This window comes from Pseudoalteromonas sp. MMG006, from assembly GCF_018101025.1.
Taxonomy (GTDB): domain Bacteria; phylum Pseudomonadota; class Gammaproteobacteria; order Enterobacterales; family Alteromonadaceae; genus Pseudoalteromonas.
On the sequence record NZ_JAGJEJ010000034.1, the window covers coordinates 1 to 20,524 of the forward strand.

Here is a 20,524-nt window from a genome sequence, read left to right on the forward strand (position 1 = left end):
GATGCGTTGGATTTGCTTTTTAAGTTCGCGGATTTCAATTTGTTCGGGCGTAATTGGCGAAGCCAATGGTGGCTGGCCATTACGCTCTTGCTTTAATTGAGTAACCCACTTACAACGGTGGATTTACGCACACCCATCGCTTTGGCTGCTTCTTCTTGAGTATAACTTTGGTCAACTACAAGCTGAGCTGTTTCTAATTTGATTGCTACAGAATACGTTGCACGTTTTAATTTCGTCATTTTCTCACCCAAATTTGTATGCTTATCAGCATAACATTTCTTTCTTAATAGGTGGCCAAAATCACTGTACCACTACAAAGACACATATGTTTGTTATCGAAATGAAATAGCATACCGTATCAACGGGGTAGTTTAAAGGGAAGGATTTTACTATAAGCCTAGAGGTTTTTAACGAGCAAAAAAATGATTGAAAAGTAGGTAAGTTATTATAATGAGAGAAAGCCTCTACCAGCCTTAATACAAAACGCCCGATGAAATTCACCGAGCGTTTAAAGTGAAATAAGTGTCACTTATTTCAGGTTGAGCAAAACTAATTAGAACTTAGTTGTAAAACTCAACTGTAAATACCGACCAGTTACATCATATGCTTCTGAAACTGTGTTAATACCAGTACCACCACTTGATGAACTTTGGTTTGCAACAGGTGGTTGCTTATCAAATAAGTTACGAACAGTTAAGGTAACATTCATGCTGTCTGAGAAGCTATAGCCTGCTGAGATGTCATGGTAAACCACTGATCCAAACTCATTATATTCTTCAAGCGGAGTAAAGTCTGTGTAGTTGAAATTACCACCATCTACACTATCCACTGAGCGATCCCAATAACGCATGCGCCAAGAGAGATTTAAATCTTCTAAACCGTAGCTTAAGTTAAGGTTAGCTCTGTTATCCGGTGTAAATACCTGTCCTGCATACTCTACCGTTTCACCACTTTCTATACCAGTCTCGTTGTATTCGATTAGGTGGTTCCAGATAAGATTAGCACCAAACTCACCGTATTCTGTACTTAAATTATATGCTAACTCAATGTCGACACCTGAAGTCTCGATATTATTCTCATTACTCGTACCTGAATTAACTTCAACTAAAGCACCATTTTGGTCACGTAGAGAGTTACCTGCGCAAGTAGGATCAAAATCTGCAGAGCTAACATCAAAACAGCGGTTTAATACTGTAGTACGGCTCGTTGATGATATAGCATCTTCAACTGAAATATCATAGTAATCAACTGTTAACGCAAACTCATCCGTCGCTTGCCATACAACACCTACACTATATGTGTCTGCAGTTTCTTCTTGAACATCCTCATTACCACCTATAAAGCCACCTGTGCTTTGCGCTTCTGTTTGAGTTAACTCAAATGAACCATTTGCAGCAACTCGAGCTGCTACTTCAGGAATTGATAAACAATTTTGAGCTACATTCCCTGTATCTGAAGCTGTTACGCCGCTACATGGATCTGTAACATTAGCAAAAGTTTCACTTCGTCCACCGAATAAATCTGCAATGTTTGGTGTACGAATAGCTGTTGCAGCAGATGCTCTAAATTTCAATGTATCAATTGGTGAATATTGAATACCAGCATTCCATGTTGTTTGACCACCAACAATTTCATGATCCGAGTAACGAGCAGCAAGATCTAATTCCAAATTATCCAAGATAGGTAAAATTGTTTCTACGTAGTAATCGTTTGAGTAGTAGCTTCCATCTGTTGGTAATGATCTGTTAGTGCTAGATGCACCTGTTTGAGCTAAATCACCAGGGTTAAAGAAACCACTTTCTAAACGGTGCTCAGCACCAAAAGCAACACCAACTCGGCCACCAGCTAGTTCAATCGGTAATTCACCGACCAAAGAAGCTGAAACGATAAACTGTTCTGTTTGACCAGCAATTTTAGCCGGTACTTTTACGTAATCAACAGCTTCTGCTGAAACAGAGCCCTCACCAAATAAATTTAAAGGCACACAACCTTGTAAAACAGCTAAGTCGTTTGCACACTGAAGTGAACCATCGTCGTTTTGTACTACATCAAAAGCTTGTGCTGCTCTTTCAATGTTAACTTGGCCACCACTGTCTTGGCGTTGATCCGTTTTACCCCAAGATACATAAGTATTTAATGACCATTCATCATTGATCATCCAGTCTATGCCAGTCGCAATTCGAACAGTATCACGCTCTAAATCAGTAGAACGAGCACCAAACTCAACCATACGACGAACTAGCTCAGGAATGTTATCTTCTAGACCATATCCGTCATTAAGAAGATTTTCACGAAGTAACTCCGGAACCATAGGATTACTTAGCTTTATCCCACCTTCTCCGCCACGCTCTGGTAAGAATACATCATTAGTAGAAAATGGTGTTGGCTCAATTGTAGAGTTATATGTTTTAGATGAATTCCAGTTCATTTCCGCGAAAAACTCAACATCATCATTAATTTCTTGTTTAATATTTAATGCTGCGTATTTTCTCTCAAGAGGAGTAACAAGTTGACGATAATCAGCTCTGTTAAATGCATCGCCACCTTCAAGCCCTGTATAAGGTGTACCATCAGCGTTGTAAGATCCTACACGCCCCTGTGGGGTGTAAGAAGAAAATACTTTACCTACATACTCATTACCATTCTCATCTAGTAGTATCGCTTCATCGAACTCTGAAAACGCACGATCGGAAGGTTTAAGACCTTTATCATCATCATAACCAATAGCAACAGTTACATTACCAGTATCCCAGCTGTTCCCAGCTGTTAAATTCAGAGAGTACTTTTCACGATCGCCTTCATCTGAAATACCTGTTTGAGCGTTAACTTCTACACCTTCAACATTATCCCGAGTGATAATATTTACTACACCAGCTACAGCATCAGTACCATATATAGCTGAAGAAGCACTTTTCAAAATTTCAATACGTTCAATCATTGATGCAGGTATAGCATTTAGGTCTACTGCGTAGCCACTTGATGGAGAACGGCCAGATACAAAGCGGCGACCATTAACCAGCACTAGGGTGCGTGCTTCACCCAGATTACGAAGTGATGTAGTATTTAAGCCAACACCAGAAGTGCTGAATGAAGAGTTAGATTGATCCGCGCCAGCGATAGCCACAGGCGATTGATTTAAAACATCGGCTACATTTAATGCACCCATTTGCTCTATATCTGCTCGACCAATAATCGTAACTGGCACTGGTGTTTCAACATCAGTACGCTTTATGCGTGAACCAGTAACTTGAATACGCTCTACTTTTTCTACGCCTTCTTCAGCGGCAATTGAACTTGCCGAAAATACTGCAGTAGATGCTGCACCAAAAGCAATCGCTAAGCGCACTGCCTTTGAAACTTTATTATTTAACATGTGATTCTCCCTGAATATTTCTAATAGTTTATTTTTATATACCAAGCTAAAGCTTTGAATTAACTGGCCCGCAAATATTAGTATCACTTTAGCCATGAAGTCAACAAAGCGATAACCAAAAACACCTTTCATTTACAACAATTTGCAGCTTACATATGTGCAACACGGTGCACTTAATGCATCAATGATTATTGCAATAAAATGCACAAACAGCTTTCCTATATTAATTTAGCTCATAGCTATACTGATATAAATATTAAACATATAGCACTATCCACTTTCTAATTAAAGTAGGTCTAGTCACCAGAACTACATTCGCATTTTCATAGAGCTAGCAGGGCGAGTGAGCAGAGCACGGTATATTTAAAAACAAAACCCAATAATATTATTAATTAGAAATAACCATTATTAACCAACTTATCCCATGAACCCACTTTAATCGCTCACAAAAATAGCTGGACTTCTCAGCTTTCGCCCCATACTTTAAGGGACCAGCAACTATTTATAACTGTTAAAAGCAACAGATTGAACTTCCAAGCAAATCTAAAGCAATTATTGTATTAACATAACAAACTCCCATAGCGAACTAGAAGTACTGCACCTGTAAATAATTGTTTAAGGAAAACTGAATCAAAACGTGGATAAATAAAACTTATGTGATCATAGAAGTTTGCACAGTAAACCCTATAAGGTGTGAAGTAATTTAACAGAATAAGTTTTCATTTATTGAGGATCTATTTACAGATTGACTCCATGTAGGAAAGCGGATTGCAGAGTCATTAAAATAGATGAAGAAGTTACTCTTCATTTAAAAATAAAAGGGCTTGTAACTAAAATTACAAACCCTTTTTTATTTACATTTTTAGCTAATTAGAATTTTAAATTAAAGCTAACGTGAACGAAGCGACCAAGCGTGTCATAGAAACCTGCAACAGTGTTCGCATTAGATGATACTGTGTTACCAACCATAGGTGGCTCTCTATCAAATATGTTGTTAACCCCACCAGTGAAGGTCAAGTGTTCGTTGTATGAGTAACTACCTGAAACATCGATAAAGTTGTACGCATCAATACCACCATTTTCTACTAGTGAAGTGTCTGCTGTACCATCGTAGTCAACTTCACCATAGTAACGCCATTTCACGCCAACTCTCCAATCATCACGTAGATAATTTGCGCTAGCGGTATGGCGCCATTCAGGAGACGCAAAACAGTCCGTGCTAATATTACCTGAACAGTCATAAGCAAGTTCAGTATCACCTAAAATAGGTTCAACTTCTTTCTTCATGCTGTAATAGCCATTAATATCAAAGTTTAGTTGAGCATTTTCTAAGTCCATTTTATAAGCGGCTGTAAAATCTACACCTTCCCAAGTACGGCCACCAATGTTGTCACTTAAGTTAGTTACAAAACCAGCTTGACCTAACCATAAGCTACCAGAAGGACTACGTGTAATGTTATCACAGAAGAATGCGTCTCCTGTTTCACCACAGTTGTTAATGATACGCTCTGCACCAACAACACCAATAACCTTTTCAATTTCAATTTTAAAGTAATCAATTGAGAAATTAAAACCGTCAAATGGGTTAGCAACTAAACCTACAGTAAATGTATCACCCTCTTCCGGTTCTAGTTCAGTATTACCACCAGCAAATTGGTTATACTGACCTGCAGGTGACTCACCGATATTACCGTATTGGTCAGCGCTTACACCTGTATTAGCACATTGACTAGCAGTGAAAGTTGGACGATCACCTACATCAGCAGCATTTGGATCACCTGCACAAGGGTCATCACCGCTCCAAAGGCTGATGCTTTGAGCAGAGAATAACTCACCAATATTCGGGGCACGTACAACCTTCGCATAACTAGCTCTAAATTTATAAGCGTCAGCTAAAGTGTAGTCAGCACCAATTGAATAAGTCGTATCCGAACCAGTTGTTGAATAATCAGACCAGCGTGCAGCAAGAGATACGTTAAGCTCATCAAGAACAGGAACCTGTAACTCACCGTATACTTCGTTTACGTCGATAGAACCATAAAGGCTTGGCGATGGACCGCCTTGACCTAGTAGCTGACCTTCTTCGTATACAGTATCTGATACACGCTCGTAATCTTGCTCACGACGCTCAAAACCAAATACGGCTGCTACTGGTAGTGAAGCAGAAGGTAGGGTCCAATCAAATTCGCCGCTTACAAAACCACTATAAATTATTTGTGTAACTAAACCAGTTTGAGTACCTACACCAGCCAGCTGAGCTGCTTGCTCAGCAGTTACACCGTCTAACTCAAATACATTGTATAATAAACAGCCATCTTCTTCAGCACATTCAGTACCAACAGCACCAACGCGCGGAGCTATTTTTGGAGCTAACAAATCATTTTTATAAACTGAGCTAGATGTAGTCGAAGAGTAGTTATAGCTAATATCATATGACCAGCTGTCATTTAGTTCACCTTCCATACCAGTAAGGATACGGTATGAAGTGTGCTCTAAATTATCTTCGCGTGGTCCACCTTCAACATTACGCTTACCAATGTAGGCTACAAACTGGTCACCTGCATCTTGCCCAAATAATGTTTGAAGCTGTTGTTTTTGAAGGTCTGAAAGCAGAGGGTTATCGTAATCAAATAAGATTTCCTCGTTGTAGAACGTGCCTGATTCAGCAATTTGCCCGGCAGTTCTATTATGCATGAACGAGAACTCAAGGTAAGGTCTGAAGTTTTCATTAATTTCGTAATCTATGAATGTACCAAAAGTAAATCGCTCATTTGGTCTTAAGAAATGGTTAACTGGGGCATAGTTATAACGGTAGCCGTCATCTTCAATGAACCCTTGACCATTTGGGTTTAGATAACCAAATAGGTTTTGCTTGTAGTCAACCTCACCATCTACCACTGGGTATATATCAAAATGAGGATTAGGTGTAGTTGCTGAGCCACCACATACTTGACCTGCGCCATTTAACGCACACGATGAGTAATCACGTGAACCTTGAAGCAACTCTCTTTGACGGTTATACGTTACATAACCAACAGCATGGCCTTTACTACCATCAAATGAGCTACCGACTGTAAAGTCAATGCTATATGCCTCTGCATCTATACCAGTATTGCCAGTTTCATAATCAAAACCTTTGTCATCCATAAGGCCTTGAATATATTTATTATCGTTATTATGCTGGTAACCTGAAGTACCTACGTTTAAAGAGACACCATCAAACTCATCATCCATTACAAAGTTTACAACACCAGCGACAGCATCCGCACCGTAAACAGCTGCAGCACCACCTGTTAATACATCCACGCGTTTAATTAAAGAAGCTGGGATCTGGTTTATATCTGCAACCTGAGAGGTGATACTACCGGCTTGCATTCTACGTCCATTTATCAAAACAAGTGTTCTATTAGAACCGAGTCCACGCAAGTCAACTGTAGCTGTACCTGTTGCACCATTTGCTAAGAAAGAACTTTCTGCCGCTTCAATCTGCGGTAGTTGATTTAAAACATCTTCTACACGAGTAAAACCACTTAACTTAATTTCCTCAGCAGTCATTACTGTTACTGGACTAGACGTCTCTAAATCAGTTCTTTTTATTCTAGAACCAGTAACTTGGATTCGCTCAACTTTTTCTAGTTCATCTTCTGCAGCAAATGAACTTGCAGAGAAGGTAGCCGTAGAGGCTGCGCCAAACGCAATCGCTAAGCGAACAGCCTTTGAAACTTTATTATTTAACATTTGATTCTCCCTGGGTCACCACTTGTTAGAAGCGACTATTATTTAATTATTTTTTTCGTCACAGTTTATTAACAGCGACTACCCCAGATACTAAACAAAAAATATATAAAAGCCAACCACTGTTAATAAAATATTAATTAAAAGGAGGTTTTTATCTATTTTTCTTTAAAAACCGAATTACCGCACATAAATATGAAATAAAAGTAAAATATATAATAAGTTTATATTAATAAACTCACAAATTAGAATAATTCAATCTGCTTTCGCTCATTACTTTTTACGTTAACGTTAACAATTCGCGAAATCATTTCTAATAAAGGTATAATTTGCTTCTCTATATAAATTGAGTAGTCATAGCTGTGTAGCCCTTGATACAGCTCAACTCCAGTAGTTGTGTAAACGAATGTAACAAATTCGCCTCTATTCACTACAAACTCGCTATTTTTTTTCTGGTGCTTTTTGACTGCTTGCACATGGGGAGGGATATTTTTCTTATAATCGATTAAGTTTTGACCTAACCGTTTTTTAAAAGTAAGTAAATCGTCAAATTCACCTTTAAATAATTTCGTTGTGTAATCTTTTATTAAGTGCTCTATGTTTAGATTTCCATCAAAAAGACTAGTAAATAGGTCAAATTGGAACTGCTGAGCTAATTTGGTCCAATCGCTTCTTACTGTTTCTAGCCCTTTAAATACTAATTTTGATTCGTCAGGTTTAATTAATTTACCTACATAACGCTTTTTAGATCCGACAGATTTGCCTCTAATGGTAGGTAAAAAGAAGGGACTATAATAAGATTCAAACTCTATTTCCAAATGGCTTGTTAAATTGTGTGTTTTTCTAATCTCGTTTTTCCACGCTGTATTTATTTTCTCTGCTAAAAACTTTCCAACTTCATTACACTCATTTGGTGTTAGTTCATCATTTAACTTTACAAATGTTGAATCCGTATCTCCATAAATAACACTGTAACCAAGATCTTCTATCCACTTTTTGGTCTGTTGCATTATTTCATGCCCACGCAGAGTAATAGAGCTTGATAACCTAGGGTCGTAAAATCGGCACCCTTTAGAGCCCAATACACCATATAAACTGTTCATTATTATTTTAATGGCCTGAGAAAGCATTGAGTTTTTCTGATCTTTAGCAAGCTGCCTTTGAGCTGCTAAGCTTTTAATAAGTAACGGTAGGTGGTGTTTGTCGCGTGAAAAAGCAGCGTCGTTAAAACCTTGCACACTTTCACTTGGCTCTTTGAGCCCCTCAATAAGCCCAAGTGGGTCTATATAAAAGGTTTGCATAATACTCGGATACAGGCTTTTAAAGTCCAAAACAATAACGTTTTTATAAAGCCCAGGAATAGATTCCATTACATAGCCACCAGGGCTTTCAAATGTTAAACCGTGATCACCCATATTCGGGGCAATATAGCCGCTGCGATGCAATAAAGGTAAATACATATTTATAAAGGCTGCAACAGAGCCACCTTTTTTTTCAAGTTCTAGCCCTGTTAATTGAGTTCGAATAACAGCAAAATCTAGCAGTTTTAATTTATCAAAAATTTTATTTACCAAAATACAATCCTGCCGATTATATTTTGCTAAAGAAAGTTTATCTTCATTAAATTGCCGGATGATTTCTTGTAAGCTATTGGCTGATTCTATTAATTTAGACTCTCCTAACACGTCGTTTGAAACGTTTGCTAATGAAAAACTTTCAAAACTGTATGTACCGTTTTTTAAAGTATCTATGCCATCAATAACGCACCTTCCAGGAATGGACACCCGTGTAAAATTCCCTTTTCTTACATATAAAGGTTGCTCTGCTCTTCCTAGCATTAATTTAATACCGAGGGCTTCCCCTCTTTCATGAATAACAGCAAAGTCAAACTCTATTACGTTCCAACCGACTATTACATCAGGGTCGCTTAGCTGAATATAATGCTCAAGCCTATTGAGTAATTCTGCCTCATCTACACACCAAACAATATCAAAGTCTAATTTATCAGCATTATTGTTAGGCTCGCCAATCATTAAAACACAATCTAAGCCGCAGCCAACTAGTCCTATTGAAAACAAAACCCCGCTTTCATTACACTCAATATCTAATGAAAGCTTATTAAGAGTTGGAGAATACGCTTTATTCGCTTTTAATTTAGCATCCGTTACTAGCGTATAACCATTTTTAGTAAACGCGTTACCCGTTATCCATGCCCCACCTTTTATAAAACGCTCCATTAAATAACGCTCTATCGGGCGAATATCCTCTTCATACAGTAAAACACCATATTGTTTTAATATTTTAGCTGCTGAGTAAAAATGCTTAAGTGAACTAAAATAACACGCAGAAACGCTTTGCTGCTGAAAGCTTTTTAGAGGTAAGTTTTTTATAGTAAAGTAAAGCGATTCAGCCGTTAAAATTTCACTCACTCTTTCAGCATCTGTGCTTTTAACAAAAAAAAGTGCCCTCTCGTTTGTTGATACTGTTTTAATTGGCCCATTATCGCTGCAAAACCACGCCTCGTAACAAATACCGTTTTCAGTATCGTAAGCGTGAGAAGAGACTATAAAACCGGCTGTTAAATACACTATTAATAAACCTTATACATACATATGTAAGTTTTTACTTAATTCAAAATTCTATAAGCCATACAATCAATTTAAATAAACATTAATAAACTTTATTTACTAATTTAATCTCATCGTTGCTTGTAGTTACACTCTTATGACTCTAAAATCCATAGCACTGTAATTATATACATAGTTTAGGCAAATCATCCCATGCTTTCTGACTCACTAAAAAAAACAATTAGGCAAGTACACCAGCATGTGGCTAATAACCTAACTGATTATCGCCCGCGTAGTAGCCAAAACTACCTCGTCGCCGAAATAGCAAAAACGCTTGCCGGCGAATACCACAAAAAACAGCGTATATGCGTAATTGAGGCAGGCACGGGTACTGGTAAATCACTTGCTTATTGTTTAGGTGCTTTACCGCTTGCCCTTGCACAAAAAAAGAAGCTGGTAATTTCTACGGCTACCGTGGCATTGCAAGAGCAATTAATTGCTAAAGAGCTGCCTTTTTTTAAAAAGCATTCTGGGCTCGACTTTAAGTTTGACCTGGTAAAAGGTAGGCAGCGCTACATTTGCGCCCATAAACTACATAACGCAGTTAATGGTGATAGCCAAACGCAAATGGAGTTTATGCCAACACTTACCTCACCATTAAGTGATATGGAAACCAAGTGCCTCAAAGATTTATACGATGCATACGTTAATAAAAAATGGCAAGGCGACAGAGACAGCTGGGCCGACACCATCCCTGACAGAGTGTGGAATTTAATCGCGTGCGATAAACATGCCTGTCAGCGCCAAATGAAATCGCACCAAACTTGTCCTTTTCAGCTGGCTCGTAATCAGCTTATGCAAATGGATGTACTGGTAATTAATCATTCGTTACTACTTGCTGATTTAGATTTAGGTGGCGGTAAAATATTACCCGAGCCCGACAATACTATTTATGTAATAGATGAAGCGCATCACCTAGCGCATATTACCCGTGACTTTTCATCGGCGGCAGCCACTATTAAAGGCACCATAGACTGGCTAGATAAACTCACCAAATTTAGTGGCAAAATGTCTAAGGTACTCGTTGGTCAAAAAGCCATTGGTCAAAATTTCAAACTGTGCGACAGCATTAATGACGCCAATAAAGATTTAAAAGTAGTACGTGATATTCTCGATAACGCCGACTTTGAATACTCTAAAGACGACACATATCGTTTTGAACATGGCGAAATTCCTAAATCGTTGCATAGCAAAGCTAAAGATATAAGCGATGCCACACTAGATGCACTACGCTGCTTAAACAAAATGCACGACACCCTCACCCAAGATGTAAGCGATGGTGATATAAAACCCTATGTTGCCGACCCTGTCTTAGCCGAAAGCGGGCAATACATAAACCGCTTAGAGCAGTTAAATAAACTTTGGTACAGCTATGCAAATAAAGGAGAAGGCACACCACATGCTAGGTGGATAAAGCGCCTAGAGTATAAAAGCCATCACGATCATTTATTAAGCGACTGCCCAATTGAAGTAGGTTACTACCTAAAAGATAAATTGTGGAATGAATGCGCAGGTGCAGTTTTATGCTCTGCTACTTTAAGTGCCCTTGGTTCATTTGATCATTTTGCTTACGAAAGTGGTTTAGCCAAAGAGGAAGGTGTTAAGTTTATTAAGGTCCCCTCTCCTTTTGATTACCCTAAACAAGCAACACTTAGAATTCCGGTTAGTAAAATAGAACCAACCGATAAAGCCTTTAGCGACCATTTAGCGCAAACTCTGCCAGAGTATTTAAGTACTAAAAAAGCTAACCTAGTGTTGTTTGCATCGTACTGGCAAATGGATCATGTGGCTAAGTTTCTTAGAACAAAAGGTTTTAACTTATTAGTACAAGGCGAAATGTCGCGAGAGGCATTGCTTAAAAAGCACACTCAAAATATTGATGACGGTAAAGGCAGTATTTTATTTGGTACGCAAAGTCTTTCAGAAGGGCTTGATTTACCTGGCAAATATTTAGAAAATTTAATTATTACAAAAATTCCGTTTGCTGTGCCAACATCACCCATAGAAGAGGCTCAAGCAGAATTTGTACAAAGTAAAGGCGGTAACCCGTTTTTGTCTATTACAGTGCCCGATGCCGCAAAGAAATTGGTACAAAGCTGTGGTAGACTGCTGCGAAAAGAGAGCGATGAAGGCTGTATAACCATTCTCGATAGGCGCTTAATTACCAAGCGCTACGGTAAAGCCATGCTCGACACCTTACCACCTTTTAAAAGACAAATAGATTATTAATGTTTGAACTTGCTTTAGATCCAACTACACTGGCAGTTTTGTGCGCAGCGGCACTGGCCGCAGGCTTTATTGATGCAATAGCCGGTGGAGGCGGATTACTTACAGTACCTGCACTATTAACTGCGGGTTTACCACCACACTTAACACTTGGTACCAATAAACTTGCTGCGAGCTTTGGCTCATTAACGGCCAGCTATACATATTATAAAAAGAACCTATTTAGTCCTAAGTTTTGGGCAAGCTCCATACTAGCCACCGCTATAGGTGCACTAATCGGCACGTTGGTCGTGGATCACTTAAGTATAGATTTTTTAAACAAGCTTTTACCTATCATTATTATAATGGTGGCATGCTACAGCTTATTTGGCAGCTTAAGTACCACGCAAGGCGACGAACTACCTTCAAAAAACCCCGCTTTAAAAGTTAAGCAGTGGCTGCAAGGGTTAGCTTTAGGTTTTTTTGATGGCGTAGCAGGCCCAGGAACTGGGACCTTTTGGACTGCATCAAACAGCCTGTTTTATAAAATGAGTTTGCTACTTAACTGTGGCTTAGCTCGCTCAATGAACTTTGTATCTAACTTTATATCGCTCATAACCTTTGTAGCGCTTGGCCACGTAAACTTTTTACTGGGCTTAATTATGGGGTTATTTATAATGTTCGGCGCTTGGATTGGTGCACACTCAGCCATCCGTTTTGGCGGAAAATTTATACGCCCGGTATTTAATACTATGGTTATACTTTTAGCATTAAAACTTATTTACGAGGCTTACCTATAAAATGCTAGCAAACGCGTTAGATAAATTACGCCAACAAGTTGCCACGCTTAAACAACAAGCCGAGCAATTTGATAAAGCTAAATTGTTTTCTAAAAACCGTTATATGCAAGCTCAGCCAAGCTTGTTTGATCGCGGCGTTTTTAGTACTAAAAGTATGAACCTTGCCGACTACGTAACAGAAATAGAAGACGAAATAGCAAGCCTACCACCCAGTGAACATCGCCACGCATATACCTACGCTCTTGAGCGAATAGGTAATCAAGTGCAAGCCGTGTTTAGTGTTATTAAATCAACGCCTATTTGGACAAAAGAAAACAAAAGCCACTTTAAGCCACGCCCAAAAAATAAAGTTTATAAACAAGCCGTGCAAAAAATCATGCAATCGTCGCACGAGCTATACGACGAGCTTAAACAAAACCATGAATTTGAACGCCGCTTAGTACTAATGATTGAAGAGCGTAAGCTACAAATGGAAAAAGCCACACCAGCGCAAGCGCAAAAGCTTAATATGGAAATTTTAACTACACATGCTCGATTAGGTAGATGCCGTAAAGCAATTTCGGCCACCGAAGATAAAATTCAACAAGTCGAAAAACAACAATTACGCTAATGCAGTTTTTTTATCACCCGCTTTATTCTGCTTTAACGCTTCCTGAACGCCATCGCTTTCCAATACAAAAATACCAACTGCTCAAAGCAGAAATTGAAGGCCTAGGCTTAACGGCTAATCATTTTACTTCGCCTATAAAAGCAACACCTGCTCAGCTTTCGTTTTGCCATAATCAAGATTATATTAATGACTTTTTAAACGGGTCACTTAGCAACAAAGCCATTAAAAAAATGGGCTTTCCTTATTCAGAACAATTGGTAGAGCGCACATTATTATCGGTTGGTGCGAGTATCCAAGGTAGCGAACACGCGCTAAAGCATGGCTTTAGCGCTAATTTAAGTGGTGGCTATCATCATGCATACAGAGATTACGGCAGCGGTTTTTGTATTTTTAACGACCTTGCTATTGCAGCAGCGCATTTAATAAATACAAATCAAGCCGATACGGTTTTAATTTTTGATTGCGATGTACATCAAGGCGACGGCACCGCACAAATAACGCAAAATCAAAGTAATATAATCACTTGCTCTATACATTGTGAACAAAACTTTCCGCGCTTAAAGCAGCAATCCGATTGCGACTTTGCAATGCCGGCCAACACAACTGATGCCGACTACTTATCCACCCTTAAACAGGCACTCGAATTTTGCGTTCGCATTCACAACCCCGACATTATTTTATATAACGCAGGGGCAGATATTTACCAAAAAGACGAACTTGGCCTATTTAATGTCTCCCTTGAGGGAGTTTACAATCGAGACTATTACTTACTCAATTATTGTAAAATGAATGACATTCCGCTCATGTGCGCACTTGGCGGAGGCTATCAGCGTAATGTAAATTCGCTAATTAATGTTCATAAACAACTATTTAAAGCTGCAGTCGATTTATACCCAGCCTTAGTATAAACTCATAAAATGCAATGGTTGTTTAGGGAAGCAAGATGCGATTACATGAAGACATACATAACTTTTACGAAAAAATAGTAGTTGAAGAAATCCTTAAACGTAAACTAGATAAAGTTTACACAGAAGATGTTATGGCCGACTTTTGTTGTACGGTGCTCAATCAACTTCCCCCTCGCTATATTCGCTACGATGTAGATATGGCCTTTTATTTGCCACAAAGTGAGCGAATTCATATGGAAGAGCGCGTTCAAACAGCTATTGATGTCGCTATTAGTCAAATATCTAAAAAGAAAGATCTAAATGAACAATCCACTTGATCAAGCCCCTACACATGTAAAACTTGCTGTAGATTTAATTATGCTTTTGGAGCAACACGACGTTGCCCCAGAAGAGGTTTTAAAAGCACTCGATATTGTGAAAAGCGACTTTGAAAAAAAGCTAGAAAAGCCATAACGCTATTCTATTGTTTGTATGTCGTGCTGGGTAACGCTACCGTCGTGCTTAGTAAAATCAATTTTAACTTCGCAAAATGTACGCCTAGGCGAAGTGAACGACGACAGATCATATTTTGCGCTTTATCGCCAAATTGCGTTATATACAACGCCACAGTTTCGTCTATTTGTTGCTTTTGCTGCGTAGTCGCTGCACTGTAAAATGCATCGTATTGCGCAGACCAATTTTCAACCCCCGCTTTTTTGCAATGCCTAGCCAGCCCATTCCGAGTTTAGTAGATTGTTCCACTTATTGGCATTTTAAAAACATAAACGCCAACGTTTGTTGTGCACTATTATAACCAAGTGCTGCAGGCTCTTTTAAATCATCAAAAGCTTGTTCATACAGCCCCTTTTTATACGCTTTAATCCCATTGTATTCTTTTTTCTTAATTGTATTGTCGCTGTATAGGTTAACTGGGGTCGACCCACACCCACTTAATAAACCCACAACCAAAATTGCTGTAACCAGTAAACACCTAGCAATAACAAGGGCATGTTGATCTTTGATGGTTGAATTTGCAGCAGTATGTTTGGTTTTTAGGCAAGGCGGAGCCTATGAAGTGTGGTTATTCCCCATAAATAGGCGATAACGCAGCATAAATGCCAAACATGCGCTGCCCTTCGGGTTCTGCCTAGGGGCGATAAACTCTTTGTTACTCGATTCTTACTTAGCCCACTAGGTTACAAACCTCGCGCCGCGATTTAATCGCCCCTAGATTGAACAAATTTCAATCCGCAAAGATCAACACGCCCTAGTCCTTTTATTATTTTTATATGCGAGTACCGAATCTGGCTTACACTCTTTGCAAAGCCTGTTATTCTGTAATCTAATTTGTATAATTAAAATACTATCATGAGCTTAGCAAGTTTACTTAGGTTATTTTTTCTGGCTGCAATTTGGGGCGCCTCATTTTTATTTATGCGAATGGCCGCGAATAGCTTAGGGCCCGCGGTGTTAATAGAGTTTAGAGTGGGCTTTGCGGCACTCACACTATTTATAGTGGCGCTGTACTTAAAACGCCGCTTGGCGTTTACTGAGCACACGAAGCACTTTTTTATAATTGGCGCACTTAACTCCGCCCTACCTTTTTTGCTTTTTGCTTATGCCGCGCAAACTATTAGCGCATCTACGTTATCTATTTTAAATTCAACAACCCCTATTTGGGGCGCAGTTGTAGGTATTATTTGGAGTAAAACCAAGCCTACTAAGAGTATGGTTTTAGGCTTGCTGTTGGGTTTAATAGGCGTGGCAATTTTAGTTGGGCAAAATCATTTTGTATTAAATGGCCAATCAATAATAGCCATAGTCGCAGCATTAAGCGCTTCGCTTTGTTATGCCATTGCATCCCATTACACAAAAAATGCGCCAAAGCTTGCACCGTTCAATAACGCACACGGCTCAATGTGGGCAGCGAGTTTTATGGTACTGCCCCTTATTTTATTTATGCCCATGCGTGAAGTGCCAACCACCAACGTTATGCTCGGCGTTTTAGCCCTTGGTGTAGTGTGTACAGCGCTTGCTTATATTTTATTTTTTAAACTTATTGACGATATAGGCCCAACCTCTGCTTTAACGGTTACGTTTTTGATTCCGCTATTTGGCATATTTTGGGGGCATTTGATTTTAGATGAGCAAATAGGGCCAAATACGTTTTTAGGCGCATTATTTGTTATTGTGGGCACTATGCTGGTTACTGGGTTTTTACCACGAAAAAAACACTTAGCTAAAACAAGCTAAGTGCTTAAAAGTACATACTACTTTTTACGTTAAGACTATTGTTTATTCATTGTTCTAGGATTGCTGAATAAGCAATAACAGCTCAGCAGTAGCCGTTGCATCGGCCAATGCGCGGTGATGGCTAGTTAAATTTAAATTAAAATGCGCACTAAGGTTACCAAGCGAATACGACTTTAACCCTTTAAACGCTCTGCGCGATTCAACCACGGTGCATATTTTTGGCATTTTAAAAAAGTGCCCTGCAACCTCGCACTCTTTTTTAATAAAGCCGTAATCAAAGTTTACGTTATGGGCTACAAAAATACTGCCTGCGAGTTTATCTAGTAGTGGCTGTGCTATATCGGCAAATACAGGCGCGTTGTAAACCATGCCATCGCTTATGCCGGTCAATTTAGTAATAAAACTTGGGATATGGCGCTGCGGATTAATAAGTGTCGTCCAGGTATCTATTACTTTACCGTGCTGCACTTTAACAATGCCAATTTCGGTAATGCGGTTACCGCCTTTTAAGCCGCCCGTGGTTTCTATATCAACCACACTGTAAATACGGTTAGGGTCTACAAACCACTTAACTGCGGCAATATGTACTGTAAAACCTACATTTTTTAAATTATCAATGGTGGTAAGCTGGTTGCGCCTAAGCTTATCACCCGGGGCTTTTACCTCTTCAAAGTGTACTTGGCCATTATTAATAACCATTAAATCGGGGTAGCCATCTTTTAGCTGCAAATACTGTTTACTCATGGCCGTTAAGTGCGCAATTAACGCCTCAAGCGGGCTGTTTAAAATTAGTGCCTCTAGTGGCTCTAATAAATTGCTACGCCACCTAAATAACCCATTGGGCTCCTCAAAGTATTGCGCGGCATGTTTACATACCAAATTAAGCAGCGCCTGATTAGTGCTACAGCTTTTTAAACGTGCGTCAATTTGCGTGCTTTGTACTTCATAAAAATTACCAAGCTGTAAAACTTGCGGGTAAATATCAAATTCATTACACGGTGGGTAAGGCGATTCAATAAATAACTCGTGCCAAAATACTAAGCCAAACAAGCTTTGCCATAAGGTGTTTTCGGTATTAAAAACCATTAGCCCTTTTGCACTGTAATGCTCATTTACGCCTTGCTCTACATCGCCTCGGTAAATTTCGTCAATTTCAAGCACACATTGGGTGTCGGCTAGCATAGTGCTTAAGCGCGAACGCGTTTGTTTATTAAACTTACGCATTAAAAAGTCATCAGCAAAGTAAAGTAGGTCGTCGGTGAGCGGGTTTTCTATAATTTGCTCTAGCTGCGCTTTAACCCACGCTTTATTACCTAGGCGGTATTGCTCTCTTATTTGAATTTCTTGTGCTTCGGCGTAATCGGTGCAGCCTTCAAGTAGGCTAAAGGCAAGTTCGCTATCGGTATTTTTTAGTTGTTTATACAGCCTAACCAGCAGTTTGTTTTTAATGTCGTGCGCTTGTGCGCCATGCGCCGGTTGCGCTAAAACTAAATGCGCAAGCTCGGTGTAAGGGGTTTTGTCATCAAAGGTTTCATCTTTTGTATTACCGGCTGTTTTGCCGATGTTTTTAAACGCTAAACGGTAACGATTTAAAACGTAATTAGATTGCGCCTCAGCGAGTGTATTAAAGCGCGATAAGCTCTCGCTGTGCCCTTCGCGGGTAGCGGTTAACCCTAAATCGCGCATAACAAAGCGGTTTTGATGGTTTACATCGCCACTACTTAAGCGCCCTGCAAATAAAAACTCAAAATACTCGTAATAATCTTCTCGGTTATTTATCAAATACTGGCTATATAAAGGGGCTAAATCATCTGCGCGCTCACTAAAAAATTGGCACGCAATAATGACCAAATCCCCTTTAGCTGCGCTTTTTTTAAAACTTACTTGCTCACTGTAATTACTGAGTAACTCCACCAGCATGGGCTTAGTTAAATGCGCTATAAGTAGCTTGTAATGCTGCGCGTTTGGCTCATATAAAATACCCGCTGTTTTTAGGGTATAAATAGCCTGATGCGGCGAGGTTATTTCTTCATAATTGAGCGATTGCGCCTGCACTAAATAAGGCTTGCGCGAATACACACGTGCCAACATGCATTGGCTTTGCTCATCTAGCTGGTTAATTTTACTAATAAATTGGCTGTGTTTGGGCTCAAGTAAATGCATACATTTACTTGTTACAAACTCAATAAGCTCTCTAAAATGCGCTAAATAGTATTTTGCTGGTAATTCTTTTTTCATAACATTGCCACAACTGTATATAAAAACAGTATCTAGCATTTGTGCTTATTATTCAATCTTAAACTTGTAACTAAAACACGCTATAGTGATCGTATAAAAGTAAATTTATTAAAAATAAAGGACTTACCATGAGCGCGCACCCGTACGATGTTTTATCACTTAATAACGGCGCAAATATTATTTTTACGCCTTGCCCAGGCACAAAAACGCAAAGCTTAGGGGATTCAATCGCTACATTAAAGGCGGCTGGCACTCACATGCTGCTTTCGCTTATGCCGCAAAAGGAGCTTGAAAAAAACAACGTACAAACAATTAATAATGAGTGCAATAAGCACGATATAACCTGGTTTCATTTACCTATAAATGACGACGAAGCACCCAAACAGCCTTTTACATCAAGCTGGAATACCCACAAAACCGATATATTACAAGCCATACAACACAAGCAAACCATTGCCATACATTGCAAAGGCGGCACTGGCCGCACAGGGTTGGTCGCTGCACTTATTTTAAATTCGGCAGGTTACACAAAAGATGAGGTATACAGCCTAGTACAAGGCATTCGCCCTAAAGCACTCACTATAGAATTGCAAAAAGAGTACTTTAATCACTTTGAGGTGTGAGGGAAAACTGGGGAATATGTTAACGCTAATGGTTAGTTACCTTTAATAAACTTAGCCACTTATTAACGGTAACTAATCGTTATTATGTAAATCAAAAAGCCCCCAAATAGAAAAAAGCCAAAACTGCAGGCCTAAATGTGCTTTTAAATTTTTGGGCAGACCACATAGCAAATTGTCGATGACGGCAATTAAGTACACCTCACTCTCCTTAAAACTAATGCCTGCATAGGGTAGTCGCGCTTTAAAGAATCGCGAAAGCTAATTACTTTGCGCCTCTTTGATACCAATCCGCTTAATTAAGTGATCTATTTTAAGGATTGGTAATACAGTTGCTGTTAGACTTGCAAACTCATGTAATAAAAACGATCGTCTTTTCTATCGACTGCAAACCCGATGCGGCTATATAATTTAAATGCAGGGCTACGTTGAAATACTTTGAGATCTATGAATTTGACACTTTGTTGACGAGCCATATCAACTACTTATGCAATAACATGAGCACCATAACCTTTGTTTTGATAAGTAGCTGCAATTTGAATGTCACGAAGTTGGCAACGCCCTTCTTCATACGATAAACGCACAACACCTATGTGTTCACCCTTACACAATATCAAAATTTTTGAGGTTTTTGGTTGCTTGATAAATGTCTTCTACATCCCAATCTACCGCATACATTTCGTAACAGGGTTTCATATTGTTAAAAGTAAAGTGTGCGGCAGCCTTTAATTCCTTAGTATCAACAATCTCTAGCATCCATCGAGTCTCCTAAAAGAATTAATACTCAAAAAACTAAATAGTCACTTTAATTGAATAAGCTAAACTGCGCTATAAATTACGCGTGTTAATTGGTTAATTAGTTTTAACCAGCTTTAAGGAGGTATATTCAACTTTTAATGTACAAGAAAATGAGTAATATCCATATGGCAGCACTGGGTTGGTTACTGCACTTATTTTAATTTCGGCCAGTTACACAAAAGAAGAAGTATACAGCCTAGTACAAGGCATTCGCCCTAAAGCACTCACTATAGAATTGCAAAAAGAGTACTTTGAGAACTTTGGGGTGTAAGACAGAGGTTGGGGAAGATTTAGCACTATAAATAGTGTCAATAATTCTATTTATAGCCTGTAATGAATTAGCACTGATAAGATTGATCACTTGTATGGATAAGATCA

Annotated in this window: 13 protein-coding genes and 3 pseudogenes; 9 read left to right on the forward strand and 7 right to left on the reverse strand. The window is 39.0% G+C overall.

The window, feature by feature from the left end:
* The 4 genes and pseudogenes from J8L73_RS18640 to J8L73_RS18655 form a co-directional block, all read right to left on the reverse strand.
* Positions 1-239 (reverse strand): annotated as a pseudogene (locus J8L73_RS18640) (transposase); the annotation flags it as partial.
* A 314-nt stretch (positions 240-553) separates the two neighbouring features.
* Positions 554-3,373, reverse strand: coding sequence for a TonB-dependent receptor (locus J8L73_RS18645; RefSeq protein WP_211019319.1), 2,820 nt, complete (start codon positions 3,371-3,373; stop codon positions 554-556).
* A gap of 870 nt (positions 3,374-4,243) precedes the next feature.
* Positions 4,244-7,111 (reverse strand): TonB-dependent receptor, encoded by a 2,868-nt coding sequence (locus tag J8L73_RS18650; protein ID WP_211019321.1) that lies wholly within the window; start codon positions 7,109-7,111, stop codon positions 4,244-4,246.
* Between the two features lie 242 nt (positions 7,112-7,353).
* Entirely contained in the window at positions 7,354-9,696 is a 2,343-nt protein-coding gene (locus J8L73_RS18655) for a DNA polymerase II (RefSeq protein ID WP_211019323.1), read from the reverse strand.
* Between the two features lie 192 nt (positions 9,697-9,888).
* Here J8L73_RS18655 and dinG point away from each other — a divergent pair, with 192 nt between their 5' ends.
* From dinG to rsmS, 6 genes are read left to right on the forward strand one after another with little or no spacing between them, the layout of a single operon-like run.
* Positions 9,889-11,964: an ATP-dependent DNA helicase DinG gene (gene dinG / locus J8L73_RS18660; RefSeq protein WP_211019325.1), complete on the forward strand. Its 2,076-nt coding sequence runs from the start codon at positions 9,889-9,891 to the stop codon at positions 11,962-11,964.
* Positions 11,964-12,740 carry a TSUP family transporter gene (locus J8L73_RS18665; protein ID WP_211019326.1) on the forward strand — a complete coding sequence of 259 codons (777 nt, stop codon included), beginning with the start codon at positions 11,964-11,966 and terminating at the stop codon, positions 12,738-12,740. Before dinG ends, J8L73_RS18665 begins: the two co-directional genes overlap by 1 nt.
* A gap of 1 nt (position 12,741) precedes the next feature.
* Complete coding sequence (locus J8L73_RS18670) at positions 12,742-13,350, forward strand: primosomal replication protein (protein WP_058548335.1); 609 nt, start codon at positions 12,742-12,744, stop codon at positions 13,348-13,350.
* Positions 13,350-14,258: a histone deacetylase gene (locus J8L73_RS18675; RefSeq protein WP_211019328.1), complete on the forward strand. Its 909-nt coding sequence runs from the start codon at positions 13,350-13,352 to the stop codon at positions 14,256-14,258. Before J8L73_RS18670 ends, J8L73_RS18675 begins: the two co-directional genes overlap by 1 nt.
* Positions 14,259-14,293: 35 nt before the next feature.
* Positions 14,294-14,575 (forward strand): late competence development ComFB family protein, encoded by a 282-nt coding sequence (locus J8L73_RS18680; RefSeq protein WP_211000631.1) that lies wholly within the window; start codon positions 14,294-14,296, stop codon positions 14,573-14,575.
* Positions 14,559-14,711, forward strand: a complete 153-nt coding sequence (rsmS, locus tag J8L73_RS18685) for a pleiotropic regulatory protein RsmS (protein ID WP_082660570.1) — start codon at positions 14,559-14,561, stop codon at positions 14,709-14,711. The genes J8L73_RS18680 and rsmS overlap by 17 nt, the downstream gene beginning before the upstream one ends.
* Positions 14,712-14,713: 2 nt before the next feature.
* Here the strand turns inward: rsmS and J8L73_RS19520 are convergent.
* Positions 14,714-15,236 (reverse strand): annotated as a pseudogene (locus J8L73_RS19520) (sel1 repeat family protein).
* Between the two features lie 369 nt (positions 15,237-15,605).
* On the opposite strand from J8L73_RS19520, the gene J8L73_RS18695 reads away from it, so the two are divergent.
* A complete protein-coding gene (locus J8L73_RS18695) occupies positions 15,606-16,490 on the forward strand; it encodes a DMT family transporter (protein ID WP_211019329.1) in 885 nt (294 codons plus the stop codon).
* Positions 16,491-16,544: 54 nt separating this feature from the next.
* On the opposite strand, the gene J8L73_RS18700 is transcribed toward J8L73_RS18695, so the two are convergent.
* Positions 16,545-18,767 (reverse strand): exonuclease domain-containing protein, encoded by a 2,223-nt coding sequence (locus tag J8L73_RS18700; protein WP_211019331.1) that lies wholly within the window; start codon positions 18,765-18,767, stop codon positions 16,545-16,547.
* An 89-nt stretch (positions 18,768-18,856) separates the two neighbouring features.
* Here J8L73_RS18700 and J8L73_RS18705 point away from each other — a divergent pair, with 89 nt between their 5' ends.
* Positions 18,857-19,351, forward strand: coding sequence for a dual specificity protein phosphatase family protein (locus J8L73_RS18705; protein WP_211019333.1), 495 nt, complete (start codon positions 18,857-18,859; stop codon positions 19,349-19,351).
* 600 nt (positions 19,352-19,951) lie between these two features.
* Here J8L73_RS18705 and J8L73_RS18710 read toward each other — a convergent pair.
* Positions 19,952-20,104 (reverse strand): hypothetical protein, encoded by a 153-nt coding sequence (locus tag J8L73_RS18710; RefSeq protein ID WP_211019335.1) that lies wholly within the window; start codon positions 20,102-20,104, stop codon positions 19,952-19,954.
* 169 nt (positions 20,105-20,273) lie between these two features.
* Between J8L73_RS18710 and J8L73_RS18715 the strand changes: the two are divergent.
* Positions 20,274-20,417 (forward strand): annotated as a pseudogene (locus J8L73_RS18715) (protein phosphatase); the annotation flags it as partial.
* Positions 20,418-20,524: the final 107 nt, after the last annotated feature.